The organism is Mycetocola sp. Y719 (assembly GCF_056713205.1).
This window is the reverse complement of record NZ_JBWYGY010000001.1, coordinates 964,125-988,386: the sequence shown is the minus strand read 5'-3', so window position 1 is coordinate 988,386 and position 24,262 is coordinate 964,125. Positions and strand designations below refer to the sequence as shown.

The following is a 24,262-nucleotide window of genomic DNA, read 5'->3' as shown; positions in this document are numbered from 1 at the left end:
CGTTAGGCTGGAAGTCCGCTCCTCAAGGGTCTGCAAACCCGCGAGCAGTGCCTGTGGCAAGGTCACGGCGGGACCAAAGTCCGCTCACAGCGCGCGCTTATAGAACGTACAGCTTGGCGTTGGATGCTGACTGTGCTTGGAAGGAGCAATCACCATGAACGAACACCCACAGGACTCGAACGACGCTCGGGAGCCCCAGGCTCCTTCTGGCCACGCAACGGATGCCGCCTCCAGCCCCACGGAGACACCCGCTGCCACGGCGACGCCCACGGACGGTTCCCACGAATCCACCCCCGAGTACGTTCCGTCACACGAGCCGGCAGCCGCGACACCCGCCGTCGAAGCGCCCACCGCGCCCGCCTCGGAGAACATTCCGCCGGCGCCGACGTATTTCCCCGAGGCCGCACAGCCGCAGTACTCGCAGACAGCTGCAACAGACGCATACCCTCAGGCATCCGGAGCCGCTTTCGGAATCGGTGCACAGGCGCCGCACGGCCACACCGCCGCCTACCCGACGAACCCCACCGGCTACGCCACAGACGTGTACCCGCCGGTCGGTGACCAGCACCAGTTCGCCGGCCAGCACTTCCCGACCGACCCGAATGGCCCGCAGTTCGCCGGTGCCCCGGCGCCGACCGACAAGCCCGGCAAGCGCCGCGCCAGCGTCGGCCTGCTGATCGCAGGGCTCGCCATCGGCGCCCTCGTCGGCGGTGCGACAGGAGCCGGCACCGCTGCCCTGCTCATGGAGAACCAGTCAGGCACCGTCACCTCCGGCGCCACCGGATCGCAGAACGTCACCATCAACGACACGAGCGACGTGACCCGCGCCACGGCCATCGCGGCGAAAGCCTCCCCGAGCGTCGTGACGATTGCCGTCCAGAGTTCAGACAGTGGCGGAAGCGGCTCAGGCGTCGTGCTCAGCGAAGACGGCTACGTGCTCACCAACAACCACGTCGTCACCCTCGACGGCAAGCTGTCCGACCCGCAGATCCAGGTCACCGACAACGACGGCAACCTCTACAAGGCCACCATCGTCGGAACCGACCCGGTCTACGACCTTGCAGTGATCAAGCTCGAGGACGCCAGCGGCATGACCCCGATGGAGTTCGCCGACTCCGACAAGCTCAACGTCGGTGACGCCGCCGTTGCGATCGGTGCACCGCTCGGGCTCGCCGGCACCGTCACCGACGGCATCGTCAGCGCGCTGAACCGCAGTATCACCGTCGCGTCGTCTGCAGTCCCCGAGGACTCCTCAGGCGACGACAGCTCTGACAGCCCTTACGACGTGTGGGGATTCCAGCTTCCCGGTGAAGAACCGGACACCCAGACCCAGGGCCAGTCCGTGATCTCGCTTTCGGTGATCCAGACGGATGCCGCCATCAACCCGGGTAACTCCGGTGGCGCGCTCGTCGACGGCGATGGCAAGCTCATCGGTGTCAACGTAGCGATCGCCAGCGCCGGCAGCTCGGAGAGCTCCAGCCAGAGCGGAAACATCGGCGTCGGCTTCGCGATCACCGCGAACATCGCCAAGCGCGTCTCCGATGAGATCATCAAGAACGGCGAAGCGACCCACGGTCTGCTCGGTGCCAGTGTCGGAGACGCCGCCAGCTCGGCAGACAGCCCGGTCGTCGGCGCTCTCATCAGCGACGTGAGCTCGGGTGGCGCGGCAGCGGCTGCGGGTCTGGCGAAGGGTGACATCGTCACCAACTTCGACGGACATCCGGTCACCAACGCGACCGACCTCACCGCGCAGGTCCGCGCACTCGCGGCAGACGCAACGGCTGAGGTCACCTACGTGCGCGACGGCAAGACCAAGACCGTCGAGGTGACGCTCGGCGAACTCGTTCTCTGATCCTTCCGCCGAACGCCCGCGAGCGCCGCTCGCGGGCGTTTTGCGTGGGCGGAACACGTTGGCCATGAGGCCCACTGATAGGCTCAACCGACCAAATCATCGAGTGGAGACCATGGCAGAGAGCACATCGACCGGCGCCAACGCCGCTCTTGTCGGAGTCTCCTACGTGATGCCGGTACTCAACGATGTCACCCACGTGCGAGCGGCCGTAGACAGCCTCCTCAGCCAGGACTACACCGGACCGTTCGAGGTCGCCATCGCCGTCGGTCCGTCGATCGACGGAACGAACGAGCTCGTCGAGGAGCTCTCCCGCGCTGACTCCCGCATCCGAGTGCTCTCCAACCCCGTCGGGTCGACCCCTGCCGGTCTCAACATCGCCATCCAGGCGACCAGTTACCCGGTCGTCGTGCGGGTCGACGCACACTCGGTGCTGCCGAGTGACTACGCCCGGATCGCCGTCGAAACCATCCAGCGGACCGGCGCTGACAACGTCGGCGGGATCATGGACGCGCAGGGAACGACCCCGTTCGAGCGCGCCGTGGCGCGCGCCTACGGGAGTCGCGTCGGACTCGGCGGAACCCCACACCACGTCGGCGGAGCCGAAGGCCCGGCCGACACCGTGTACCTCGGGGTGTTCCGGCGTGAACCGCTCGAACGCGTCGGCATGTTCGACGAACGCATCAAGCGCGGTCAGGACTGGGAACTCAACCGTCGCATCCGTTCCACTGGGGGAGTCGTCTGGTTCACGCCTGACCTCAAGGTGACCTACCGTCCGCGGCCGAGCTTCACCGCCCTCGCCCGTCAATTCTTCTCCACCGGCATGTGGCGGGGAGAACTGACCCGCCGATTCCCGACCGCGAACACCCTGAGGTACTTCGCTCCTCCGGTCATGGTGGTGGGAGTCGGATTAGGCATCATCCTCGGCCTCGTCGGGTTGCTCCAGGCAGCGATGGGCAACCCCACCGTCCTCCTGCTCGGCTGGTTCGTCCCCGCCGTCTACCTCCTTCTCGTGATCGTCGCGACGCTCGTCGTCGCTCGCGGTGACGGTCTTCGGTCGCAGCTCTGGTTTCTCGTAGTGTTGCCCTGTATCCATTTCTGCTGGGGAGTCGGCTTCGTGCTGGGCTTCCTGTCGCTGGCGAGCAACATCTCAGCACTGAAGAACGAAAGAACCGGAGGCACGAGTGTCGGAAGCGCCGGCTGAACGTCCGCTCAAGCCCCGGTCGATCGCGGAGTTGCGCGAAGTCGCGCAACCTCCTGAGGTCAGGGGGAGGCGCAACGCGGAACACTGGACGGCGTCGCTGTACCTGCGTGACATCTCGCCATACCTGACCTGGCTGCTGCTGCGCACGCGCATCTCCGCCAACGGCGTCACCGGCCTGATGATCCTCACCGGCTGGTCGGTCGCCGGAGCGTTGCTCATCCCCGGGATCTGGGGCGCGTTCCTCGGCCTGCTCCTCGGCCAGCTGCAGATGCTCGTCGACTGCAGCGACGGCGAGGTCGCCAGATGGCGTCGCACCTCCTCACCCGCAGGCGCGTTCCTGGATGCCGTCGGCCACTATTCGACGGAGTCCCTGATCCCGCTCGCTCTCGCCATCCGGGCCGCCGGATACCCGTTCGAGGCACCGGCCGACTACCTGTACACGACACTCGGTGCGCTGCTCGCGCTCGTCATCGTGCTCAACAAGGCGCTCAACGACATGGTCAGGGTCGCCAGGGCCAACTACGGCGCCCCCAAACTCACCTACACCGAGGGGGAGTCCGCCCCGACCGGCGGCATCCTCGCGGTCGCACGCCGGGTCGCCAAGTTCCTCCCGTTCCACCGGATCTTCCACTCGGTCGAACTGACCATGGTCATCTTCGCTGCGGCGATCGTCGGTCTGTTCGTCGGTGAGCTGACCGCGATGCGTGCCGTCCTCGTCCTCCTCCTCGGCCTGGGCATCATCACGCTCTTCGGCCACTTCGTCGCGATCATGTCATCGAAGCGCGTCCGTGCCTGAGCTGCTCCCGCACGTCGGCGTCGTGATCCTCACCCAGGGGACGCGTCCTGAGGACCTGGCGCGTGGCATCCGGAGCATGCAGGACCAGCGGGGCGTCGACCTGGACATCGTCGTGGTCGGAAACGGCTGGCAGCCGGAGGGGCTCCCCGACGGGGTGCGCGGAGTCGCGCTGCCCGAGAACATCGGAATCCCGGCAGGCAGGAACCGGGGGGCGGATGCCGTCACCGGCCAGTACATCTTCTTTCTCGACGACGACGCCTTCATCCCGGATGCCGGGTTCCTGACCGCATGTATCGCACTGATCGACCGCCAGCCCGGGATCGGCCTGGTCCAGCCACGACTGACCGATCCGACGGGCAAACCGGCGCCGCGGCGCTGGATTCCACGCATCCGCAAGGGTGACGCGCGCGACCCGGGCAATGTGTTCTCCTGCCTCGAGGCGGCGGTCTTCCTGCCCCGCGCGGTGTTCGACGCGACCGGTGGATGGGCGTCGCCCTTCTTCTACGCACACGAGGGCATCGAGCTGGCGTGGCGGGTCTGGGACCAGGGCAAGCGTGCGTGGTACGCGGGCGATCTCGAGGCGCACCACCCCGTGGTCGTGCAGACCCGGCACTCCGAGTACTACCGGCTCAACGCCCGCAACCGGGTCTGGTTGGCGCGCCGCAACCTGCCGCTGCCGCTCGTTCCCGTCTACGTCGGCGCCTGGACCGGCGTGCACCTGTTGCGCTGGTGGCGGCAGCCGAAGGCGCTGCGGGCCTGGTTCGGCGGCTGGCGTGAAGGCTGGCGAAGCAACCCGGAGGAGCGTCGCCCGATTCGATGGTCGACAGTCTGGCGGATGACCCGCGCAGGCCGACCCCCGGTGATCTAGTTGGCTACGCTGGATCCCATGGGTGTATTGAGGGACGCGCGCAAGGCTGTCAGGATCGGCCGGGACCTCCTGGCCAACCGCCGCGCACGTGCCGCCCTGTCACATCGGCTGGCGCAGCTCCCTCCGCTCGAGCCCGGCAAGTACAAGATCGCCGTGTACTTCGCCGACAGCCAGGTGAACATGTACCAGATCCGCCAGTGGTACAAGCCGCTCGAGGTCCTCGGTCGGACGTGGCCGGTCGTCGTCCTCAGCAGGGGCGCCACAGCCGCGACCCGGCTCTTCGAGGAGTCCCCGCTCCCTGTCGCCTACGTGCGCACGGTCGTCGCGCTCGAACAGACGCTCGCCGAGCAGGACATCCGCATCGTGTTCTACGTCAATCAGAACACCAAGAACTTCCAGATGTTCCGCTACGGGCAGCGCTGGCACGTTTTCATCAACCATGGTGAGAGCGACAAGATGTACATGACGACGAACCAGTTCAAGGCCTACGACTACAGCCTGGTCGCCGGCGACGCCGCCATCGCCCGGCTGCAGAAGGTGCTCTGGGACTACGACTTCGACAAGCGCGCGATCAAGATCGGCCGGCCGCAGGCGGACCACTATTCAGGAACCCTGCCGTACACCCCTGACGACCGCACGGTCGTGCTCTACGCGCCCACCTGGGAGGGCGACCGCAGGGCCGCCGCATACGGTTCGATCGCCACGCACGGTGTGCCGATGGTCCGTGCTCTCCTCGCCACAGGGACGCACCGGGTGATCTACCGGCCGCATCCGCGCAGCGGGGTCGTCGATCACGCCTATGGCGCAGCGAACCGGGAAATCATCGGGATGCTCGCGGCCGCGAATGCGTCCGACCCCGGAGCGCACCACGTGTACGACACCGGTTCCGACTTGGGCTGGCAGCTGTCAGCAGCCGACGTCGCCGTCGTCGACATCTCCGCGATGGTCTACGACCGTCTCGCCAGCGGGAAGCCGCTGATGATCACCCGCCCCGCCGATCCGGAAGCCCAGGTCGACACGGCCGGTTACCTCGCCGCGTGCGAATGGCTGGATGCTTCGGAAGCGTCGTCGATCGTCGCACACTCCGACCGCTTGCTCCATGACCCCGAGACCGTCGGGAGGCTGGACCAGTGGGTGCGGCGCTACTTCGGGGACCCTACGCCCGGCGCGGCGACGCAGCGGTTCCACGATGCAGTCGAGCACCTGATGGGGGAGTGGGAGCGCTACGCTGCCCTGCACGCCGACGACGAGGAAACGCAGCTCGCGGCATCCGCCGAGACTGGTTCGACCGCGGTACCGACCGTGCAGCCGACCGGCGCCGACGACCCCACCCAGTCCCAGGAGACCGGCGAGGACGACGACGACCTCCGCTAGTGCGTGCTGTCTTTGACGATTGCTTTGTCGATTCGTCGCGCGCGGCGTGGAAGCGGAAGGCGCTCCCGCAGTTCCCTGATCGTCGGTCGTGGCGCCCGGCCGACCGGCTCGAGTTCCAGCGGCAGGTAGAGCGGCGCCGGCCCGAACGCGTTGCGGGAGGAGTTGACGACCTGCCGACCGGCGATGTTGTTGCCGATACCGCCGATGGCCGCGCCGATGCCGAACGGCATCGCCTTGCCGATGAACGAGGTGCCCTGGTTGACGACGAACATTTTCATGAAGCGCCGCTTGAGCTGGTCGGCGACCGGTCCCATCATCGCCTGGGGAACGCGCTGTGCGACCATCTCGCCCCAGAACACTTTCCGTGCAGGTCCGCTCCCAAGCACCTGACCGGTGAACTGCCGGACGAGGTCCGTTCCGGCGGAGCCGAGCATGAGAGTCATCACGAGGGCGCGGGCTCGCACCGGGTCATCGAGCGAAATGCCGTGCACTTCGGTGACCGACTGCGCGAACAGCGCGGTGGTCTCGAGGAAACCGACGGTCTCGACGCCTGAGAGTGTCAGCGTGAGGCCTGTGCCGAAGCCGGGCACCATCGCGGTCGCGCCGACGGCTGCGCCGCCGGTGGTGATTGCAGCGAGGTAGCGCCGTTCGAGGATGCGCACCAGCTGGGCAGGCGTCGCGTTCGGGTGTGCGCGCCTCAGCGCACGGATGTGGGCGATAACGACGGGGCGCTGTACCGAGAGTGCCTTGTCGATGCCACGGAGCCATGCCGGGCCGCTCTCCGGTGCGGATGCCGGCGTCGCGTCATCCAGAATTCTCACGCGGTCAGATTGTGTGGTCATTCGTCCCCCTGCGGCACGATCGGTGGTGCTGTTCGCGCACAAGTCTAGGTTTCCGTGCTGGGAACGAGCAGGATCGACCGTGGGGTTCCCGAACCGCCTCAGCGGTGGTATTCGGCGTTGTACCGGTCGAGGACGTCGCCGATCGGCCCGTCGAGGACCAGTTTGCCCTTGTCGAGGTAGAGGCCCCTCGTGCAGAACCGGCGCAGATCTTTCTCGTTGTGCGAGACGAAGAACAGCGTGCGCCCGCCGGCGAGGAGCTCTTCGATGCGCTGGTAGCACTTCTCCTTGAAGCCACGGTCTCCGACGGCCAGGACCTCATCGACCAGGATGATGGGCTCTTCGAGCATCGAGATCACGCTGAAGGCGATCCGCACCTTCATGCCGCTGGAAAGGTGCTTGTACGGCGTATCGATGAAGTCGCCGATCTCGGCGAACTCGATGATCTCGTCGAACCGTTCCTCGATCTCGCGACGGGTCATGCCGTGCAGGCCGGCCGTGAGATAGACGTTGTCGCGCACGGTGAGGTCGTTGACAAATCCGCCGGTGATCTCGATGAGCGGCGCGACGCCTCCGTTGACGTCGACGGTTCCCTCATCGGTGAGCACAACGCCGGCGACGAGCTTGAGGAGGGTCGACTTGCCCTGCCCGTTGCGACCCACGACGCCGATCGCCTCGCCGGCCTGGACGTCGAACGACACGTTGCGGAACGCCCAGAACTCGCCAGGGCGTGACCGTCGGTCGCGGCTGGAGAACAGGTCCTTGAAGTTGCGTCGCCCGCCGCGGTTCCTTCGGAAACGGATGCCGACGTTGTCGACGCGGATCACGGGTGCCGGCATCACAGTTCCTTCAGGACGGTGCGTTCGGACCTCTTGAAGATCCACAGGCCAAGGGCGAGGAACAGCAGGGACATGCCGATGGCGATGGCCACGGCGAGCCAGTCGATCTGCGCGGGGAAGAATGCGCCACGGTAGAGCGAGAAGATCCCGGCCAGCGGGTTGAATCGCGCGAAGGGCTGTATCTCGGGCGGAAGGTCACTGAGCCCATAGACGATAGGGGAGGCATAGAAGAGGAACCGGAGGATCAGCTTCGTCGCCCTTTCGAGGTCGCGGAAGAAGACCACCAGCGGAGCGACGATCAGGCCGACGCCGACGGTGAGGATCGCCTGGATGAGGATCGCAAGCGGGAAGAACACGGCTTCCCAGTGCAACGGTGCGCCGCCGACGATCGCGAACAGTGCGAGCACCGGAAGGGCAGCGATGAACTCGATGCCCTTCGACAGAACGAGCCTGTTCACCCAGATCGTGCGGGGGATCGACGTGGATCTGACGAGCTTCGCCTCGCGGAGGAAAGCGCGGGTGCTGTCTGAGACCGCACCGTTGAACCACATCCACGGCAGCAGTCCGATCAACAGGAAGACGATGTATGGCTGCTCGCCGATACGCCCGCCCCTGTCGAAGACGACAGCGAAGACGAACCAGTAGATCCCGGCCATGACCAACGGGTCGAGAATCGACCAGACGTAGCCCAGCGCGCTCGTCGAATACCGGACGCGCAGATCCCTCTTGGTCAGAAGCCAGAGCGCGTGCCGGTAGCGAGTGACGGACGAGCGCTGTGGCGGTCGTACGGCGGCGGGTGAACTCACAGCGACCAACCTACCGGCAAACAAAGACCGGCACGGTCAGGGACGCGTGCCGGTCAGTGTGTCTGTGCGGTCTAGACGAAAAGGTTCGCTCGTTCCAGGTCTTCGGCGAAGTCGACCTCGACTGCGTACAGGTCCGAGATGTCGACGGGCTCGACGAGGAGGCCGTCCTGTTCGATGGCGAGTTCGAGGCCACGCTCGAAGTAGTCCTGGTCGTCGACGCGGGCGAGGTGGCGAAGCAGGTTCGCCTTGTCGTCGCGCGAGATGTAGTTGATGCCGACGGCCTCGCCGAGGCCACCCTTGACGGTCTTCGACAGTTCCTTGATGTAGCCCTCGGCTGAGGTCGTGTACTTGACCTCTTCGTCGGACACCTTCGAGGTGTTGACCGTCACGAAGGACTGGTCGCGAGCCATCATGGCGGCTGCGCGGTCGAGGACGGTCGGGTCGAAGACCACGTCGCCGTTCATCCAGAGGACGCCGCCGGGCTGTGACGCGCTCAGTGCGCGCATCAGGCTCTTCGACGTGTTCGTCTGGTCGTACTGCTCGTTATAGACGAAGGATGCGTCAGGGAACGCCTCGATGATGTGCTCGAGCTTGTAGCCGACAACGATGGTCACCTTGGCGGTCTTGCCGAACGCGTGGTGGATGTTGTCGAACTGCTGCTGCATGATCGTGCGGCCGTCGCTCAGCTCGGTGAGCGGCTTCGGCAGCGAGCGGCCGAGTCGGCTGCCCATGCCCGCTGCAAGAATTACAACCTGGGTCGTCACGAGATTCTCCTCAAGATAGATTCAGGCCCCCCGGCCGCCAGCGATGGCAACGTTTGCGTGGAATTAACCTGTAAGTCGATGAAATGACACCCCGTTATGCCACCGCCCACGTTAGCGCGACACCCCTACTGGGGACAGCAGTGGCCGCTCTGTTGTTGTCGTATCGTAATACGGCACTCGGGGTATTAACAGGTTCGAATGACGTCGAAGTCGGCCTCGGCCTCGAATAGACGGTGGCCACTTGGTAGGTTGTACCAGTGACTCCCGAGCTCGATTCCCCCCAGGACGCGCCCGACCAGAAGATGCAGGACGCATCCCCTGTCGGGCAGTCGTCGGATGCCTCCGCACCCTCGACAAAATCCGCGACGACGAGGTCACCGAAGACCAGCAGCTCGACGCCGAAATCCGGGACATCCGGCGCAAAATCGTCTGCTAAGTCGCAGTCTGCCTCAAGCTCCACCGAGGCGACGGGGACACCAGCCGCGCGTCCCGCTGCCCGCAAGCCCGCCGCCCGTAAGCCAGCGGCCTCAAAGGCCGGCGGGGTGAAAGCCACGCCCACCACGTCCCGCCCGGCGCGGACGACGACTCCGAGGAGCACGGCACCGAAGTCGCCCGCGCCCGAGGGTGATTCGACCACCCCGGCGCCAACGAGGCCCGTCCGCCCCGCGTCGACGGTGAAGCGTCCGGCCACCGGCGGTTCCGCGAAGAAACCCAATGCTGCCGCCAGGAAGCCGGCCGCCGCTGGGACGAAGCCCGTTCCGGATTCCGAGACAGTACCGACCACCATCGACTCCACACCCGCTGCCGTCGACGCTGCCGCGACACCGACTTCTTCGCCTTTGGCAGAGAACACTGCCGGTCCCGCCGAGGAAGGCACGACGGAATCGGCTGAAGCACCTCAGCGCACCGCCAATGCCTCGACGACACCGGCGAAGAAGACGACTCCCGCACGAAAATCAACGTCATCGGCGCCGCGGAACGGCCCGGGCACCACGGCGAAACGAGCACCTGCGAAACGCGCTCCTCTCACCCTTGCCGCGCAGGTCACCTCCGGCGACTTCGCGATCACAGCCCCAGGCGACTCAGGGAAGACCGGTGCGCCGGCCGCAGGCGCGCCCGAGGCCGCCACCGCTGTCCTGCCGACGGACGCCGTGCCCGCTCCCGCCGGTGTCCTTCCTCCGCTGCCATCGCTGAGCCCCGAAGAGGCGGCGCTGAAGTTCGAGACGATGCCAGAGGCTCCCGAGCAGCACCCGCTCCTCGAAGACCAGGAGCCGATGCGGTTCGTGTGGAGCAAGCGCTGGCCGTTCCTCGCGCTCGTGCCGGCATCGTCCGTCACGGAGCCGGACGTCGACGCCCGCCCCGTCAGCGACGAGCCCGACGAAACGGCCTCCGACTTCCAGGAGACCGTCGTCTCTGATGTGCCGCCGGTGCCGCCCCTGCCTCCGCTTCCGGCCCAGGGAGCAGAACCGATCTTCACCGAGCCACAGCCGTCGGCCGCGGCCGAGGAACCCGCGGCCGACGCGCTCGTCCTGGACGAGACTCCCGGCCGGGACACGGCAATCGACGCCGATGCTCCGCTCGTCGAACCGGAGTCCATCGAACCTGAGTTCATCGAACCCGAGTTCATCGAACCCGAGTTCGTCGGGCCCGGCGATACCGACACCGACACATCCAACGACTCCATGGCCGACGAAGCCGCACTCACCGCCGCCATCGCGGCTGCCGCGCTTGTCGCCGCCCCGGCCCCTCCCGTCACCGAGGAGGAGCTCGTCAGTGACGACGCCGTCGACGCAGCATCCGCCGACGTCGATGCAGCGATGGTGAGTGAGCTTCTCGACGAAATCGAGGCCGCAGACGAGACCGGTGCAGCTGACGCCGCCAGGGTCGACCCGTCGACGTCGCCCGTCGTGCTCCAGATCTCCGGCCTGTCACGCCGCTTCGGCGACACGGTCGCCGTCGATGGCATCGACCTCGACGTGCACGAAGGGTCGTTCTACGGAATCGTCGGACCGAACGGCGCGGGAAAGACCACGACACTGTCGATGGTCACCGGCCTCCTCCGTCCGGATTCCGGGTCGATTTCCGTTCATGGGATCGACGTGTGGGCAGACCCCGACACCGCGAAACGATCGATCGGCGTGCTGCCGGACCGGTTGCGCCTGTTCGACCGTCTCACCGGCGCACAACTTCTCTACTACGCCGGGATCCTCCGCGGCCTCGACGGCGGAACCGTCCGTTCCCGGGTGAAGGACCTGGCCAAGGCATTCGGGCTCGAAGACGCGCTCAACCGCCTCGTGACCGACTACTCGGCCGGTATGACCAAGAAGGTGGCCCTTGCCGCCGCGATGATCCACTCGCCACGACTGCTGGTGCTCGACGAGCCGTTCGAGTCGGTGGACCCCGTGTCAGCGGCCAACGTCATCGAGATCCTCCAGAAGTACGTGGCCCACGGCGGCACCGTCGTCCTGTCGAGCCACGGCATGGACCTCATCCAGCGGGTGTGCGACCACGTCGCCATCATCGTCAACGGTCAGGTGCTGGCATCCGGGGCCGTCGACGACGTGCGCGGCAACGGAACGCTCGAAGACCGGTTCGTGGAACTTGCCGGCGGTCGCAAGGCCGCAGAAGGAATGGAATGGTTGCACAGCTTCTCCGACTAAGGCTGCAGCTGCTGGCCAACGGGTTCCGGCGAAGTGTCTGGCAGGTCATCGGTATCGTCTTCGGCACCGCTGCAGGTATCGCGCTCATCATGCTCATCGGCAGTGGGCTCATCGCGCTTCGGTTCGCGCCTGACGAACTCACCAGGAACGTGCTGGTCATCGTCGGGTCGTTCGTCGTGCTCGGTTTCGTGCTGCTCCCGCTCGTGTTCGGCGTCGATGACGACATGGATCCGCGGAGATTCGCGCTGGTCGGGCTGAAACCGCGTGAGTTGTCGACCGGTCTGCTCATCGCGGCCCTCGTCAGCGTGCCGTCCGTCGTGATCATCATCCTCAGCCTCCTCACCGTCGTGACCTGGTCGCGCGGGGTATTTCCGGTGATCCTCGCCGTCATTTCCGCGGCTCTGGCCGTCGCGACCTGCGTCCTGGCCGCCAGGGTCATGACCGCTCTCGCCTCCCTTCTTCTGGCCACGCGGCGTTCCCGCGAGCTGACCGGAGTGATCGGAACGCTCGTCCTCGTGCTGCTTGCGCCAGCCGTGATCCTCCTGTCCAGCGTCGACTGGACCCGCGACGGTGCCGCCGTGCTGGGAGATGCTGCGAATGTCGTGAGCTGGACACCGTTCGGCGCCGTGTGGTCGATCCCCGGGGACGCCGCTCTGGGCGATATTTTCGCCACCCTCCTCAAACTTGTCATCGCCGTGGCGACCGTCGGGCTGCTCTGGCTGGCCTGGGATCGACTCGTCGCCCACATGCTTGTCACCCCCGAGCGCGAGCAGGTCGTCAAGACCTACGGCGGCATGGGCTGGTTCGACGTGCTTCCGGCCCGGCCGGCATCCGTCATCGCGGCCCGCAGCATCAGCTACTGGACTCGCGACGCCCGCTATCTCTCGTCGATCGTGATCATCCCTGTCGTCCCCGTGGTCATGGTCGCAGCGCTGCTCGTCGTCGGAGTGCCGTTGCAGACGCTCGCGCTGCTCCCGCTCCCGGTGATGGCGATCTTCCTCGGCTGGTCGCTGCACAACGACCTCGCCTTCGACTCGACGGCCGTCTGGCTGCACTTCGTCTCCGGAGTTCGCGGGTATGCCGACCGGATCGGCCGGATGTTCCCCGTCCTGCTCATCGGCATCCCGCTGGTCATCATCGGGTCGATGGTGAGCATCCTGCTGTACGGCGACTGGTCGGCACTCCCGTCGATGATCGGCGTTTCGAGCGCGCTGTTCCTCGGTGGTGTCGGACTGTCCAGCTACATCTCCGCACGCCTGCCGTACCCGGCCACACTGCCCGGCGACAGCCCGTTCCAGCAGCCCCAGTCCTCCGGAACACTCGGTGGCCTGTCCCAGTCGATCGGCCTGATCGGGTCTCTGGTCGTCGCGACGCCCGCGCTGATCTTCGGCTGGCTCGGCCTGACCCAGGACCCGGCGCTGCACCTCGCGTCGCTGTTCTTCGGCGTCGGTGCGGGCCTGATCGCCGTCATCGTCGGGGTCTGGGCGGGCGGGCGGGTCTTCGACCGTCGCGGTCCCGAGATCATGGCGTTCGCCCTGAGCCACTGACTCCGCTCGACTGTTCAGCGGACGCGGGTAGAATCGACCCATGATTGACGCGCGCCTGAGCATTGCAGATCCCGGCTCCCCATCGGAGGGCGGCGGCACCTCGGTCCTGGACCGTGAGCTGGAGGAACTCCTCAACAACGAGGGAATCGAACCCGGCGACCACGAACGCTTCTCGCACTATGTGAAGAAGGACAAGATCCTCGAGTCGGCCCTCAGCGGCAAGCCGGTCAAGGCTCTGTGCGGCAAGAAGTGGACCCCGGGGCGCGACCCGGAGAAGTTCCCGGTCTGCCCGAGCTGCAAGGCCATCTACGAGAAGATGAAGTCCGAATAGAGCCGTTCAGTTCCTGAAGGTCGTCGGGAGCGTCGGGTCCCCGCGACCGAGCCGCGAGGCATCCGCCGGCAACTCCGAGAGGATCCGCGCACGGTGCTCACGGGCCAGCCTGGTGCCCTCAGGACCGGTGTACTGCTCGTCGATCTTCCCGTCGCGGACGAGTTGAACCAGCAGGGGGCGCTCCGAGGTGGAACCCGAATCGGAATCCTCGGGGCCGTCGCCGACGTAGATGAGCTCCTCGACGGCGATGTTCGCCCCGTTGAGCCGTCGAACCGGGAACTTGCGTCCGCCGATGCTCACCTTCTCAGCTGATTTCTTGGCGACAGAGATCCACTCGCCGTTCGCGCCGCGGCGCGCAACGAGTTTGTAGACCATTCCCGCCGCGGGGGATCCGGAGCCGGTGACGACCGATGTTCCGACCCCGTATGAGTCGACAGGGACGGCGGCGAGTGTGGCGATCGCGTGCTCGTCCAGGTCGTTCGTCACCGTGATCTTCGTTCCGGTCGCGCCGAGTGAGTCGAGCAGGTCGCGAACTTCGACGACAAGGGTGGGGAGGTCGCCGGAGTCGAGTCGGACGGCACCGAGGCCCGTGCCAGCAGCCCGCACTGCTGCCCTGACCCCTTCGAGGACGTCGTAGGTGTCGACGAGGAGAGTGGTGTCTGCGCCGACCGCTGCCACCTGGGCGCGGAACGCTTCCTCCTCCGAGTCGTGGAGCAGAGTGAAAGCGTGCGCTGCGGTTCCCATGGTCGGGATGCCCCAGGTGCGCCCCGCTTCGAGGTTGCTGGTTTTGTCGAAACCGGCGATGTACGCGGCGCGGGATGCTGCGACGGCGCTGTGCTCGTGTGCGCGGCGTGAGCCCATCTCGGCCAGCGGACGCCCTCGCGCGGCGGTCACCATCCGCGTGGCGGCGTTGGCCACGGCGCTGTCGTAGTTGAGGACGCTGAGTGCGAGCGTTTCCAGCAGGACACCCTCGGCGAAGCTGGACTCGACGACGAGGATGGGGGAGTTGGGGAAGTACGCCTCACCTTCGCGGTACCCCCAGATGTCGCCGGAGAAACGGTAGTCGGCCAGCCAGTCCAGCGTTCTCGCGGTCACGACGTCGTTCTCCCTGAGCCAGGAGAGCTCGGCGTCACCGAACCGGAAGTCGCGGATCAGGTCGAGCAGTCGGCCGGTGCCGGCGACGATGCCGTAGCGGCGGGCGCCTGGCAGCCGGCGTGCGAAGACCTCGAACATGCACTCGGTGTCTGCCGTTCCGTGCTGGATGGCCGCATCGACCATGGTCAGTTCGTAGCGATCGGTGTGCAGCGCGGTCGAGGCCCCGGGGATCGGCGTTGGATTCACGACGCCAGCCTAGCGATGGCGGCGACGATTACGGCCGGTGAATGCGGCGAGTAGGCTGGGAGTGTGAATGACGCGCCTATCGGGATCTTCGACTCCGGCGTCGGCGGGCTCACCGTGGCGCGTGCGATCCAGGACCAGCTTCCCAACGAAGAGATCCTCTACATCGGCGACACCGCTCATTCCCCGTACGGTCCGAAGCCGATCGCCGACGTGCGACGATATGCCCTCGAGGTGCTCGACGATCTCGTCGCCCAGGGCGTCAAGATGATCGTGATCGCCTGCAACACGGCATCCGCCGCCATGCTGAGGGATGCCCGTGAGCGGTACTCCGTTCCGGTGATCGAGGTCATCCAGCCCGCCGTCCGCACGGCCGTGAGCAGCACACGCAACCACCGCGTCGGCGTGATCGGCACAGCGGGGACCATCAACTCCCGGGCATACGAGGATGCGTTCGCCGCAGCCCCGGACCTGGAACTGTTCAGCCAGGCCTGCCCCCGGTTCGTCGAGTTCGTGGAGAACGGCATCACCACAGGCCCCGAGGTCCTTGCCACGGCGCAGGCCTACCTCCAGCCGCTCAAAGACGCCGGCGTGGACACTGTCGTGCTCGGCTGCACGCACTACCCGTTCCTGAAGGGGGCCATCTCGTACGTGATGGGCTCGGACGTGACCCTCGTCTCGAGCGACACGGAGACGGCCAACGACGTCTACCGTGAGCTGGTCTCCAGCGGTCTCGAACGCACCAGCCCGGCACCGCCTGCACACCACTACGAGGCAACCGGCGCGAGCGAGGATGAGTTCCTGCTGCTTGCCCACCGCTTGATCGGCCGCGAGATCTCGCACGTCGACCTCGTACAGACCGGCGTCATCGACCTGTCCGGTCTTCGCGCAGCATCCGACATCCGCAGCCACTGATTTTTCGCCTTTCCGACACCCGCGCCGATCGGCGCCCACCAGGGAGAACCACGACATGACCGACATCACCCGCAAAGACGGCCGAACGACGAGCGAACTGCGTGAGGTGACCATCGAGCGCGGCTGGAGCGCCCAGGCCGAAGGCTCGGCCCTCATCTCCTTCGGCAACACCAAGGTGCTGTGCACCGCCTCGTTCACGAACGGAGTGCCGCGCTGGCTGGCGGGCAAGGGCAAGGGCTGGGTCACCGCCGAATACTCGATGCTTCCCCGGTCGACGAACAGCCGCATGGACCGTGAGTCCGTGAAGGGCCGCATCGGTGGGCGCACCCACGAGATCTCCCGCCTCATCGGGCGCAGCCTCCGCGCCGTCATCGACACAAAGGCTCTTGGAGAGAACACCATCGTCATCGACTGCGACGTGCTGCAGGCCGACGGCGGGACCCGCACAGCCGCCATCACCGGCGCCTATGTCGCCCTCGCGGATGCCATCGAGTGGGCTCGCGAGAAGAAGTTCATCGGCCAGAAGTCCTCACCGCTGATCGACAGCGTTGCGGCCGTGTCGGTCGGCATCATCGACGGCACGCCCATGCTCGACCTCGCCTACGTCGAGGACGTGCGCGCAGAGACCGACATGAACGTCGTCGTCACCGGCCGCGGCCTCTTCGTCGAGGTGCAGGGCACGGCCGAAGGCGCCCCATTCGATCGCCGCGAACTCGACTCGCTCCTCGACCTCGCCCTCGGCGGCGCCGCGGACCTGACGAAGCTGCAAGTCGAGGCCCTCGGGCGCGACTCGGCATGAGTATCGAGGTCGTGCTGGCTACGCACAACCAGCACAAGGTCCAGGAGTTCCAGCGGATTCTCGGCGGCGCCATGCCCGAGATCACGGTCGTCGCGTACGACGGCCCTGAACCCGTCGAGGACGGGGTGAGTTTCAGCGAGAATGCGCTGATCAAGGCTCGGACGGCCGCAGCGCACACCGGGAAGATCTCCCTCGCCGACGACAGCGGCATCTCCGTCGACGTGCTCGGCGGGGCCCCAGGCATCTTCTCCGCTCGGTGGTCAGGACCAGGGCACAGCGACAGCGACAACCTCAACCTCCTGCTGGCCCAGCTCGCCGACATCGCTGCCGAACACCGGTCGGCCAGCTTCCGCTGCACGATCGCTCTCGTCGTGCCTGATGGACTCGCTCACGGCGGGTTCGAGCATGTCTCCGAGGGCGTGTGGGCCGGTCGACTGGCGACGCAGGCATCCGGAACCAACGGATTCGGCTACGACCCGATCTTCATCCCCGAAGGCCACGCGGTCTCCTCCGCCGAACTGCCGCCAGAGACGAAGAACGAGATCAGCCACCGGGCGCGGGCCTTCGCCGACCTCGTGCCGACGCTCCGCACCCTGATCTGACCGCGAGTTGCCCACTTCGACGGGTGAGCCGCCGCGGGCACCCGTCAAGGTGGGCGACTCGACGCAACATCTTCTCTTTCCCGGTACGGCGAAGTGTGCGAGCATCGGCAAATGGACCAATATCTGTGGGTGTTGAAACAGGACGAGCTCGATCTCATTCGCGAACTGGAGGACGCTCGCCTCGCACAGCTGGATGAAGACGGCTTGCTGTCGCTGCACAAGCGCGTCCGACGGGCGCGGAACAAGCACACGACGAACTATCGACGAAAAGCGGCGGGCGAAGTCGTCGACGCCGGGGCCCGTGGCGCTGCCGCCAGCAAGTCCGACAAGGCTCGGGCGCGGGCCTACGTTTTCGAAGAAGCGTTGTCGATCGTCAGCGGCGAACTGGCTCGGGTCGCGCATGACGCCGCTGAGTCGCTCAAGGATGAGCGTCTGGCACGGGCGAGCGCCGGCAAATCGACCGGACCGGGATCATCCGGGATCGAGAGCGCACCCGGCACTGACACGGGTCGAGCGCGCTCGCATCAGCAGACGACCGGGGGAATGAAACGTGACGCATCGAGCCAGTCGCAGGGCGCCAGGCGCCAGGCGAAGAAGGACGGGCGCTAGAGATCCGCTTCGCCTGATCGGAGGAATACACGCGCACCCCTGGGCGCTGCACTCAGCATGACGCGCATCGGGTTCCTCTCCTTCGGCCATTCGCAAGCGGTACCCGGATCGCAGGTCAGGACCGGCAGGGACGCGCTTCTCCAGTCGATCGAGCTCGCGGTGGCTGCTGAGGAAGTCGGCGTCGACGGCGCATATTTCCGGGTGCACCATTTCGCCCGGCAACTCGCCTCGCCGTTCCCGCTGCTCGCCGCTGCGGCAGCCAGGACAAGCCGCATCGAGATCGGCACCGGCGTGATCGACATGCGTTACGAGAACCCGCTCTACATGGCCGAGGAAGCAGCGGCAACGGATCTCATCAGCGACGGGCGGCTGCAGCTCGGCATCAGCAGAGGGTCACCCGAGACCGCCCTGCGCGGCTACGAATCCTTCGGCCATCTTCCCGCCGACGGCGAGAGCGACGCAGACATGGCCAGGCGGCACACGGAGCTCTTCCGTGCGGCCATCGCCGGCGCCGGAGTGGCCCGGTCGAACCCGCAGATGACGGGCGTCGACCAGCCGCTCCCGATCGAGCCGCGCTCAGACGGTCTGCCCGCGCGGATCTGGTGGGGCGCCGGCAGCAGGGCCACAGCCGTCTGGGCCGCCGAGCAGGGGATGAACCTCATGAGCTCGACTCTGCTGACCGAAGACACGGGTGTGCCGTTCGACCAGCTCCAGGCGGAGCAGATCCGGATGTTCCGGGCGGCGTGGGCGGAAGCCGGTCACGATCGTGAACCACGCGTCTCGGTGAGTCGGAGCATCATTCCCCTCATCGACGACGAGACAAGGCACTACTTCGGCCTCCGCGCCCAGGTCGAGGCGAAGGACCAGGTCGGCGTGCTCGACGGCGGACTCGCGCGGTTCGGCCGCAGCTACGTCGGCGAACCCGATCAGATCGCCGCCGAACTCGCACAGGACGAAGCGGTCGCCGCCGCTGACACCCTGCTCGTCACGGTGCCCAACCAGCTGGGCGTGGAGTTCAACGCCCGCATCCTCGAATCGATCGTGCGGGACGTGAAACCAGCACTCGGCTAGCCTCCGGCCCTCGCGGCCGCGGTGATGAGAACGGCGATCATTCCTATCTGTGCGTTCCGCTGGCCCGGAGCCCCAGACGGGGCTTAGCGTGGAAGAACCATGGCACACGATCACGCTCAGAACACGACGAACCGGCGCAAGCTGGTGCTCGTAATCGCCATCGTCGCCGTCGTCCTCGTCGCAGAGGTGGTCGGGGGAATCCTCACCGGGTCCCTCGCCCTGCTTGCAGACGCCGGCCACATGTTCAGTGACCTCACCGGCCTCCTGATCGCGCTCGTGGCGCTCGGGATCGCCGCGCGCCCAGCCACCGAACGGCACACCTACGGCTACCGCCGCGTCGAAGTGATGGGTGCGCTGGCGAACGGAATCATCCTCGTTGTCGTCGCTGTGTCGATCGCCGTGACGGGCGTGACCCGCCTGATGGACCCTGAGGGCATCGAGGTGCTCGGCGGCCCGATGCTCGTCGTGGCGATCATCGGCCTCGTGGCGAATGCCGTGTCGATGCTCATCCTGCGCGACTCGGCAAAGACGTCGATCAACATGCGAGGGGCCTACCTCGAGGTGCTCGGCGACCTGCTCGGGTCGATCGGCGTGATCATCGCCGCTGTCATCATCCTGCTCACCGGGTTCGTCCAGGTGGATGCCATCGCCTCCCTGATCATCGCCGCAGGTATCCTGCCCCGCGCCTGGTTCCTCCTGCGCGACGTGTGGCGGGTGCTCAACGAGTCCACACCGCCTGACACGGACGTGGAGCTGATCCGCAGCCATATCCGTGGTGCGCCGGGCGTGATCGACGTGCACGACGTCCATGTCTGGTCGATCACGACGGGAGAGCACGTGTTCACGGCGCACGTCGTCGTCGAACCGGCGGTCTTCGCAGAAGGCCGAGCAGGTGAGATGCTCGACACCCTGTCAGAGTGCCTCGCCGGTCACTTCGACGTCGAGCATTCGACGTTCCAGCTCGAGCCGTCGAAACACGCCGGTCACGAGCATCCGCGACATTCCTGAGGGGGAATGAAGTCCTAGAGTTCGGGCTTCTTCTCGAACGCCTTGGCGTCGAGCACCATCTGACGCGCTTCGTCCTCATCGGTGACGACGTCTGCGCCCGCTGCTGCGAGACGCTTGGCCTTGCGGCTCGACTGGATGTAGTGCCACACGGTCGGGATCAGCGTGATCACGACGGCACCGATGAGGATGACGTCGATGTACTCCTGGACGAACTCAGCCACAGGAGGGATGTACCCGAGGAGGTAACCGAAGTAGGTAAGACCTGCGCCCCAGATGACGGCACCGATCAGGTTGTAGAGCGTGTACTTCTTGTAGTTCATGTGGCCGACACCGGCGGCGACGGGCGCGAACGTGCGGATGATCGGCACGAAGCGGGCGAGGATGACGGCGAGACCGCCGAACCGCTCGAAGAACGCGTTGGTGCGCTGCACGTTCTCGATGCTGAAGATGCCGGATTCCTTGCGCTCGAAGATGCGCGGGCCGGCCTTGTGGCCGATCAGATAGCCGACTTCACCGCCGAGGAAAGCTGCAAAGCCGATCGCGAGGGCCACCCACCAGATGTCGATGTTGATGATGCCACCGAAGGTGAAGATGCCCGTGATGACGAGGAGAGTGTCACCGGGGAGAAGGAAGCCCACGAGGAGCCCGGTCTCGGCGAAGACGATCAGGCAGATCACAAGTAGCGCCCATGGTCCCGCGCCGTCGATGATGGTCGCTGGGTCGAGCCAGGGAATGAGCCCGGTATGGATCATGCGAAGCTACTCCGATAGTCAGTTGTCTGTGAGGCCGGTCGGCGACATGCCCTCGTGCGGAAGGTGGGACTTGAACCCACACGCTCGAAAGCACAGGAACCTAAATCCTGCGTGTCTGCCAATTTCACCACTCCCGCGAGTGATTACCAGCATAGAGGCAGGGATCTCAGCATCCTGTGAGGTTCCAAAGCGCCGTTGGGACCTCCCTGTGGATAACCCGAACGGGCCGCGGATGGTTTGGGCAGACTTTCAGGATGACGTCGGCAACCGAGATCATCACCGGCCGTGTCCGCGACCGGGTGCGGCGCGAGGGCGTCGACCTGTCGGGGGCAGACGGTCTCGCCGAGGACTATGTGCGCGAAGAGGTTCGGCGCTACAGCGAACGCGCCCTCGGCAGCGCGCTCCCGCTTCTGCATGACGAAGTCGTGACCCAGCGCGAGGTGGTCGCCTCGTTGACGGGGTTCGGGCCGTTGCAGCCCTACCTCGATGACCCGAGCATCGAGGAGATCTGGATCAACTCGCCAACGCGCGTGTTTGTGGCGCGGGACGGCATCCCCGAACTGACGAACACGGTGCTGACCGAGACCTCGGTGCGCGACCTCGTGGAGCGAATGCTCCAGACCACCGGTCGCCGCGTTGACCTCAGCTCTCCGTTCGTCGATGCGTCCCTGCCGGACGGTTCCCGCCTTCACGTCGTGATCCCGGATGTGACCAGGCGGCACATGGCCGTGAACATCCGCAAGTTCAGCCGGCACGTCCGCGACCTGAGCAGTCTCGTGTCCGGGGGGTCACTCAGTACGCAGGCGGCGGAGTTCCTGCGGTGCTGTGTTCTCGCCGGCCAGAACATCCTCATCTCCGGTGCCACGCAGGCGGGCAAGACCACGCTGCTCGGCGCACTCCTATCGAGTGTGCGGACGACCGAACGGATCGTCACCGTCGAGGAGACGTTCGAGCTGGACCTCGCCGCTGCCGATGTCGTCGCGATGCAGTGCAGGCAGCCGAGCCTGGAGGGCACTGGCGAGATCACCCTGCGTCGGCTGATCAAGGAGGCGCTCCGGATGCGGCCGGATCGCCTCATCGTCGGCGAGGTTCGTGAGGCGGAAAGCCTCGACCTTCTCATCGCGCTCAACTCCGGGGTCCCCGGAATGTGCTCCATCCACGCCAACTCGGCCAGGGACGCCCTCGTCAAACTGTCGACGCTTCCGCTGCTCGCCGGCCGGAACATCGACGCCTCCTTCGTCCAACCCACGGTGGCGAGTTGCATCGACATCGTCGTGCACTGCGAGCTGGACCGGAACGGCTTCAGGCGGGTGGTCCAGATCCTCGCACTCAGCGGCACCCTCAATGGGCCGGTGATCGAGGCGAGCCCTCTGTTCGCGATGCGAAACGGACTCCTCGAACCGACGGGGAGCCACCCCACCCGGCTGGTGAAATTCGAGAACGCGGGCCTCAACCCCGCGGCGATCCTCCGGCGAGGCACCTGATGGCCATCGCACTCGGATGTCTCCTGGCGGCCGGAGTACTGCTTGTGGCCTCGCCCTGGCTGTTCCCCAGACGGGCGAGGGAGACACGGCAGCGGACGCGGTCGAGTGGACGGTTTCAGGCGGCGCTCGCGCTCGCGGGCTTGGGGCGGGTGCCCCCGGCCGTCTTCGTCACACTCTCCGTGCTGGCCGGGATCGTTACAGGCGCGCTCGCCCAGGCGGTGCTGCGTGTCGGGTCGCTCTCGCTGTGCGCAGCCGTTCTCGGGGGACTCACGCCTCTTCTCATCGTCCGGTGGAGGGCGCGCGCACGTCGTGCGTCGAACCGTTCGCTCTGGCCGGACGTCGTCGACCACCTCATCGGCGCCGTGCGTTCGGGGCTGGCCCTGCCCGACGCCGTCGCGAGTCTCGCGCACACCGGCCCTGAAGCCCTGCGTCCGGAATTCGTCTCCTTCGAGAACGACTACCGAAGCACAGGGTCGTTCGGCGGATGTCTGGACCGGTTGAAGAACACCCTGGCCGATCCTGTTCCCGACCGGATCCTCGAAACGCTCAGGATGGCACGGGACGTGGGAGGCTCAGACCTCACGGTCGTGCTCAGGAGCCTCGCCGCATACCTCCGGGAGGACATCGCCATCGGCGCAGAGGTGGAGGCTCGGCAATCCTGGATCCGCAACGCCGCGAAGCTTGGAGTCGCGGCGCCCTGGTGCATCCTCCTTCTGCTGGCCACACGACCGGAGGCAGCGCTGGCGTACAACTCCGCTGGTGGGGCTGTGCTCATCGCCGGCGGTGCGGCGCTTTCACTTCTCGCCTACCGCGCGATGCTCTCGCTCGGGCGGCTGCCGCAGGAACGACGGTGGTTCCGATGAGTGCGACACTGGCCTGGGGCGTGCTGTTCGGCGGAATCCTCGGGCTGGGCCTCTGGTCGCTCGCGACCGTGCTGCCGCGAATGGGCGGGCCGACTCTCGCCGAACGCGTCGCGCCGTACATCGTGGATGTGTCAGAAGGCGCACGGGTCTTCACCCTCAAGCGGACCGTGGATCCGATCCCCATCCTCGGGACCCTCCTCGCCCCAACGGTGCACCGACTCGTCGAGGTCCTGGCCGGACTGCTCGGCGGCACGGCCGTCGTGCAGCGCCGTCTGGGCCAGGCGGGCAGCGCCTCCACCGTGCATCGATTCCGGATGGAGCAACTGGGCTGGGCACTCGTCGGCGCCGTAGCCGGCGTGCTCGTCTCCGTTGTCGGAGGCGCCAACCGCACCCTCCCGCCGATCCTCGTCGCGGCGGCGCCGATCATCGGCGCCGCGGCGGGAGCAGTAGCCCGCGACACGGCACTCAAGCGTCAGGCGCGATCACGGCTGGGGAGGATCGCGGCCGAGCTTCCCACCGTGCTCGAATTCCTGAGTCTCAGCCTGTCGGCGGGGGAGGGCATCCTCGACTCGATCCGGCGGGTGGCCCGCATTGGGTCCGGCGAGGTCAGCCGCGAGTTCCGTGGGGTCGTCAGTGCTGTGAACACCGGCATCCCCCTGACCGAAGCCCTTGCTGACTGCGCTCGCCGGGTCGACCTCGCCGCACTCACCCGCTGTGTCGAACAACTGACGGCGGCGCTGGAGCGCGGATCTCCACTGGCAGAGGTGCTGCGGGCCCAGGCGCAGGATGCCCGTGAGGATGCCAAACGGACACTCCTGGAGATCGCCGGCAAGAAGGAGGTGGCGATGCTCGTTCCACTCGTATTCCTGATCCTGCCGCTCTCGATCCTCTTCGCCATCTACCCGGGAGTCTTCGTGCTCCAGTCCGGATTCTGACAGCAGCCC

Annotated in this window: 24 protein-coding genes and 1 tRNA gene; 17 read left to right on the top strand and 8 right to left on the bottom strand. The window is 66.5% G+C overall.

The annotated features are described in order from the left end of the window. The first annotated feature begins 154 nt into the window (after positions 1 to 154). From AC1M0F_RS04625 to AC1M0F_RS04605, 5 genes are all read left to right on the top strand, one after another. Positions 155 to 1,852, top strand: coding sequence for a S1C family serine protease (locus AC1M0F_RS04625; protein ID WP_480237014.1), 1,698 nt, complete (start codon positions 155 to 157; stop codon positions 1,850 to 1,852). A gap of 112 nt (positions 1,853 to 1,964) precedes the next feature. Further along, positions 1,965 to 3,053 (top strand): glycosyltransferase family 2 protein, encoded by a 1,089-nt coding sequence (locus AC1M0F_RS04620; RefSeq protein WP_480237013.1) that lies wholly within the window; start codon positions 1,965 to 1,967, stop codon positions 3,051 to 3,053. Further along, positions 3,034 to 3,849 (top strand): CDP-alcohol phosphatidyltransferase family protein, encoded by an 816-nt coding sequence (locus tag AC1M0F_RS04615; protein ID WP_480237012.1) that lies wholly within the window; start codon positions 3,034 to 3,036, stop codon positions 3,847 to 3,849. The genes AC1M0F_RS04620 and AC1M0F_RS04615 overlap by 20 nt, the downstream gene beginning before the upstream one ends. Next, positions 3,842 to 4,717 (top strand): glycosyltransferase family 2 protein, encoded by an 876-nt coding sequence (locus tag AC1M0F_RS04610; protein WP_480237011.1) that lies wholly within the window; start codon positions 3,842 to 3,844, stop codon positions 4,715 to 4,717. Before AC1M0F_RS04615 ends, AC1M0F_RS04610 begins: the two co-directional genes overlap by 8 nt. An 18-nt stretch (positions 4,718 to 4,735) precedes the next feature. Further along, the gene (locus AC1M0F_RS04605; protein ID WP_480237010.1) at positions 4,736 to 6,091 is read left to right on the top strand and encodes a CDP-glycerol glycerophosphotransferase family protein; all 1,356 of its coding nucleotides are present in this window, start codon (positions 4,736 to 4,738) and stop codon (positions 6,089 to 6,091) included. Here the strand turns inward: AC1M0F_RS04605 and AC1M0F_RS04600 are convergent. From AC1M0F_RS04600 to AC1M0F_RS04580, 5 genes are all read right to left on the bottom strand, one after another. Beyond that, a complete protein-coding gene (locus tag AC1M0F_RS04600; protein WP_480237009.1) occupies positions 6,088 to 6,933 on the bottom strand; it encodes a hypothetical protein in 846 nt (281 codons plus the stop codon). The genes AC1M0F_RS04605 and AC1M0F_RS04600 overlap by 4 nt on opposite strands. Positions 6,934 to 7,031: 98 nt before the next feature. Continuing rightward, positions 7,032 to 7,769 (bottom strand): ABC transporter ATP-binding protein, encoded by a 738-nt coding sequence (locus tag AC1M0F_RS04595; protein ID WP_480237008.1) that lies wholly within the window; start codon positions 7,767 to 7,769, stop codon positions 7,032 to 7,034. After that, on the bottom strand, positions 7,769 to 8,584 hold the full coding sequence (locus tag AC1M0F_RS04590) for an ABC transporter permease (protein WP_480237007.1): 816 nt from the start codon (positions 8,582 to 8,584) through the stop codon (positions 7,769 to 7,771). The genes AC1M0F_RS04595 and AC1M0F_RS04590 overlap by 1 nt, the downstream gene beginning before the upstream one ends. A gap of 62 nt (positions 8,585 to 8,646) precedes the next feature. Beyond that, on the bottom strand, positions 8,647 to 9,339 hold the full coding sequence (locus AC1M0F_RS04585) for a phosphocholine cytidylyltransferase family protein (RefSeq protein ID WP_480237006.1): 693 nt from the start codon (positions 9,337 to 9,339) through the stop codon (positions 8,647 to 8,649). A gap of 94 nt (positions 9,340 to 9,433) precedes the next feature. Next, positions 9,434 to 10,192 carry a hypothetical protein gene (locus AC1M0F_RS04580; protein ID WP_480237005.1) on the bottom strand — a complete coding sequence of 253 codons (759 nt, stop codon included), beginning with the start codon at positions 10,190 to 10,192 and terminating at the stop codon, positions 9,434 to 9,436. On the opposite strand from AC1M0F_RS04580, the gene AC1M0F_RS04575 reads away from it, so the two are divergent. The 3 genes from AC1M0F_RS04575 to AC1M0F_RS04565 are packed head-to-tail and all read left to right on the top strand — an operon-like array spanning position 10,179 to position 13,877. Beyond that, positions 10,179 to 11,999, top strand: a complete 1,821-nt coding sequence (locus AC1M0F_RS04575; protein WP_480237004.1) for an ABC transporter ATP-binding protein — start codon at positions 10,179 to 10,181, stop codon at positions 11,997 to 11,999. The genes AC1M0F_RS04580 and AC1M0F_RS04575 overlap by 14 nt on opposite strands. After that, positions 11,975 to 13,546, top strand: a complete 1,572-nt coding sequence (locus AC1M0F_RS04570; protein WP_480237003.1) for a hypothetical protein — start codon at positions 11,975 to 11,977, stop codon at positions 13,544 to 13,546. The genes AC1M0F_RS04575 and AC1M0F_RS04570 overlap by 25 nt, the downstream gene beginning before the upstream one ends. 40 nt (positions 13,547 to 13,586) lie before the next feature. Further along, positions 13,587 to 13,877, top strand: coding sequence for a DUF3039 domain-containing protein (locus AC1M0F_RS04565; RefSeq protein WP_480237002.1), 291 nt, complete (start codon positions 13,587 to 13,589; stop codon positions 13,875 to 13,877). A 6-nt stretch (positions 13,878 to 13,883) separates the two neighbouring features. Here AC1M0F_RS04565 and AC1M0F_RS04560 read toward each other — a convergent pair whose 3' ends face one another. Further along, entirely contained in the window at positions 13,884 to 15,155 is a 1,272-nt protein-coding gene (locus AC1M0F_RS04560) for a nicotinate phosphoribosyltransferase (RefSeq protein WP_480237362.1), read from the bottom strand. Between the two features lie 126 nt (positions 15,156 to 15,281). Between AC1M0F_RS04560 and murI the strand changes: the two genes are divergently transcribed. The 6 genes from murI to AC1M0F_RS04530 all read left to right on the top strand — a co-directional run bounded on the left by murI (position 15,282) and on the right by AC1M0F_RS04530 (position 20,219). Continuing rightward, positions 15,282 to 16,130 carry a glutamate racemase gene (gene murI / locus AC1M0F_RS04555; protein ID WP_480237001.1) on the top strand — a complete coding sequence of 283 codons (849 nt, stop codon included), beginning with the start codon at positions 15,282 to 15,284 and terminating at the stop codon, positions 16,128 to 16,130. 55 nt (positions 16,131 to 16,185) lie between these two features. Then, positions 16,186 to 16,929 carry a ribonuclease PH gene (gene rph, locus AC1M0F_RS04550; protein WP_480237000.1) on the top strand — a complete coding sequence of 248 codons (744 nt, stop codon included), beginning with the start codon at positions 16,186 to 16,188 and terminating at the stop codon, positions 16,927 to 16,929. After that, positions 16,926 to 17,531: an RdgB/HAM1 family non-canonical purine NTP pyrophosphatase gene (gene rdgB, locus AC1M0F_RS04545; protein ID WP_480236999.1), complete on the top strand. Its 606-nt coding sequence runs from the start codon at positions 16,926 to 16,928 to the stop codon at positions 17,529 to 17,531. The genes rph and rdgB overlap by 4 nt, the downstream gene beginning before the upstream one ends. A gap of 111 nt (positions 17,532 to 17,642) precedes the next feature. Next, a complete protein-coding gene (locus AC1M0F_RS04540; protein WP_480236998.1) occupies positions 17,643 to 18,140 on the top strand; it encodes a hypothetical protein in 498 nt (165 codons plus the stop codon). Positions 18,141 to 18,197: 57 nt separating this feature from the next. Then, the gene (locus tag AC1M0F_RS04535; RefSeq protein ID WP_480236997.1) at positions 18,198 to 19,211 is read left to right on the top strand and encodes an LLM class flavin-dependent oxidoreductase; all 1,014 of its coding nucleotides are present in this window, start codon (positions 18,198 to 18,200) and stop codon (positions 19,209 to 19,211) included. A 99-nt stretch (positions 19,212 to 19,310) separates the two neighbouring features. Then, on the top strand, positions 19,311 to 20,219 hold the full coding sequence (locus AC1M0F_RS04530) for a cation diffusion facilitator family transporter (RefSeq protein WP_480236996.1): 909 nt from the start codon (positions 19,311 to 19,313) through the stop codon (positions 20,217 to 20,219). 14 nt (positions 20,220 to 20,233) lie between these two features. Here AC1M0F_RS04530 and AC1M0F_RS04525 read toward each other — a convergent pair whose 3' ends face one another. Together AC1M0F_RS04525 and AC1M0F_RS04520 are read right to left on the bottom strand one after the other, a co-directional pair. Further along, on the bottom strand, positions 20,234 to 20,971 hold the full coding sequence (locus AC1M0F_RS04525; protein ID WP_480236995.1) for a DedA family protein: 738 nt from the start codon (positions 20,969 to 20,971) through the stop codon (positions 20,234 to 20,236). Between the two features lie 55 nt (positions 20,972 to 21,026). Beyond that, a tRNA-Leu gene (locus AC1M0F_RS04520) sits at positions 21,027 to 21,108 on the bottom strand. 117 nt (positions 21,109 to 21,225) lie between these two features. On the opposite strand from AC1M0F_RS04520, the gene AC1M0F_RS04515 reads away from it, so the two are divergent. Genes AC1M0F_RS04515 through AC1M0F_RS04505 form a run of 3 tightly spaced genes read left to right on the top strand, consistent with a single transcriptional unit; the run spans position 21,226 to position 24,253 of the window. Then, complete coding sequence (locus tag AC1M0F_RS04515) at positions 21,226 to 22,455, top strand: TadA family conjugal transfer-associated ATPase (protein ID WP_480236994.1); 1,230 nt, start codon at positions 21,226 to 21,228, stop codon at positions 22,453 to 22,455. Further along, complete coding sequence (locus AC1M0F_RS04510; protein WP_480236993.1) at positions 22,455 to 23,318, top strand: type II secretion system F family protein; 864 nt, start codon at positions 22,455 to 22,457, stop codon at positions 23,316 to 23,318. Before AC1M0F_RS04515 ends, AC1M0F_RS04510 begins: the two co-directional genes overlap by 1 nt. Further along, positions 23,315 to 24,253: a type II secretion system F family protein gene (locus AC1M0F_RS04505; RefSeq protein ID WP_480236992.1), complete on the top strand. Its 939-nt coding sequence runs from the start codon at positions 23,315 to 23,317 to the stop codon at positions 24,251 to 24,253. Before AC1M0F_RS04510 ends, AC1M0F_RS04505 begins: the two co-directional genes overlap by 4 nt. Positions 24,254 to 24,262 lie beyond the last annotated feature (9 nt).

Excerpts from the sequence above, each read along its gene's own strand:
- AC1M0F_RS04625 (WP_480237014.1), top strand. The coding sequence starts at position 155 with ATGAACGAACACCCACAGGACTCGAACGACGCTCGGGAGCCCCAGGCT.
- AC1M0F_RS04620 (WP_480237013.1), top strand. The coding sequence starts at position 1,965 with ATGGCAGAGAGCACATCGACCGGCGCCAACGCCGCTCTTGTCGGAGTC.
- AC1M0F_RS04605 (WP_480237010.1), top strand. The coding sequence starts at position 4,736 with ATGGGTGTATTGAGGGACGCGCGCAAGGCTGTCAGGATCGGCCGGGAC.
- AC1M0F_RS04600 (WP_480237009.1), bottom strand. The coding sequence starts at position 6,933 with ATGACCACACAATCTGACCGCGTGAGAATTCTGGATGACGCGACGCCG.
- AC1M0F_RS04595 (WP_480237008.1), bottom strand. The coding sequence starts at position 7,769 with ATGCCGGCACCCGTGATCCGCGTCGACAACGTCGGCATCCGTTTCCGA.
- AC1M0F_RS04570 (WP_480237003.1), top strand. The coding sequence starts at position 11,975 with ATGGTTGCACAGCTTCTCCGACTAAGGCTGCAGCTGCTGGCCAACGGG.
- AC1M0F_RS04565 (WP_480237002.1), top strand. The coding sequence starts at position 13,587 with ATGATTGACGCGCGCCTGAGCATTGCAGATCCCGGCTCCCCATCGGAG.
- AC1M0F_RS04560 (WP_480237362.1), bottom strand. The coding sequence starts at position 15,155 with ATGGTCGATGCGGCCATCCAGCACGGAACGGCAGACACCGAGTGCATG.
- rph (WP_480237000.1), top strand. The coding sequence starts at position 16,186 with ATGACCGACATCACCCGCAAAGACGGCCGAACGACGAGCGAACTGCGT.
- rdgB (WP_480236999.1), top strand. The coding sequence starts at position 16,926 with ATGAGTATCGAGGTCGTGCTGGCTACGCACAACCAGCACAAGGTCCAG.
- AC1M0F_RS04540 (WP_480236998.1), top strand. The coding sequence starts at position 17,643 with ATGGACCAATATCTGTGGGTGTTGAAACAGGACGAGCTCGATCTCATT.
- AC1M0F_RS04535 (WP_480236997.1), top strand. The coding sequence starts at position 18,198 with ATGACGCGCATCGGGTTCCTCTCCTTCGGCCATTCGCAAGCGGTACCC.
- AC1M0F_RS04530 (WP_480236996.1), top strand. The coding sequence starts at position 19,311 with ATGGCACACGATCACGCTCAGAACACGACGAACCGGCGCAAGCTGGTG.
- AC1M0F_RS04525 (WP_480236995.1), bottom strand. The coding sequence starts at position 20,971 with ATGATCCATACCGGGCTCATTCCCTGGCTCGACCCAGCGACCATCATC.
- AC1M0F_RS04515 (WP_480236994.1), top strand. The coding sequence starts at position 21,226 with ATGACGTCGGCAACCGAGATCATCACCGGCCGTGTCCGCGACCGGGTG.
- AC1M0F_RS04510 (WP_480236993.1), top strand. The coding sequence starts at position 22,455 with ATGGCCATCGCACTCGGATGTCTCCTGGCGGCCGGAGTACTGCTTGTG.
- AC1M0F_RS04505 (WP_480236992.1), top strand. The coding sequence starts at position 23,315 with ATGAGTGCGACACTGGCCTGGGGCGTGCTGTTCGGCGGAATCCTCGGG.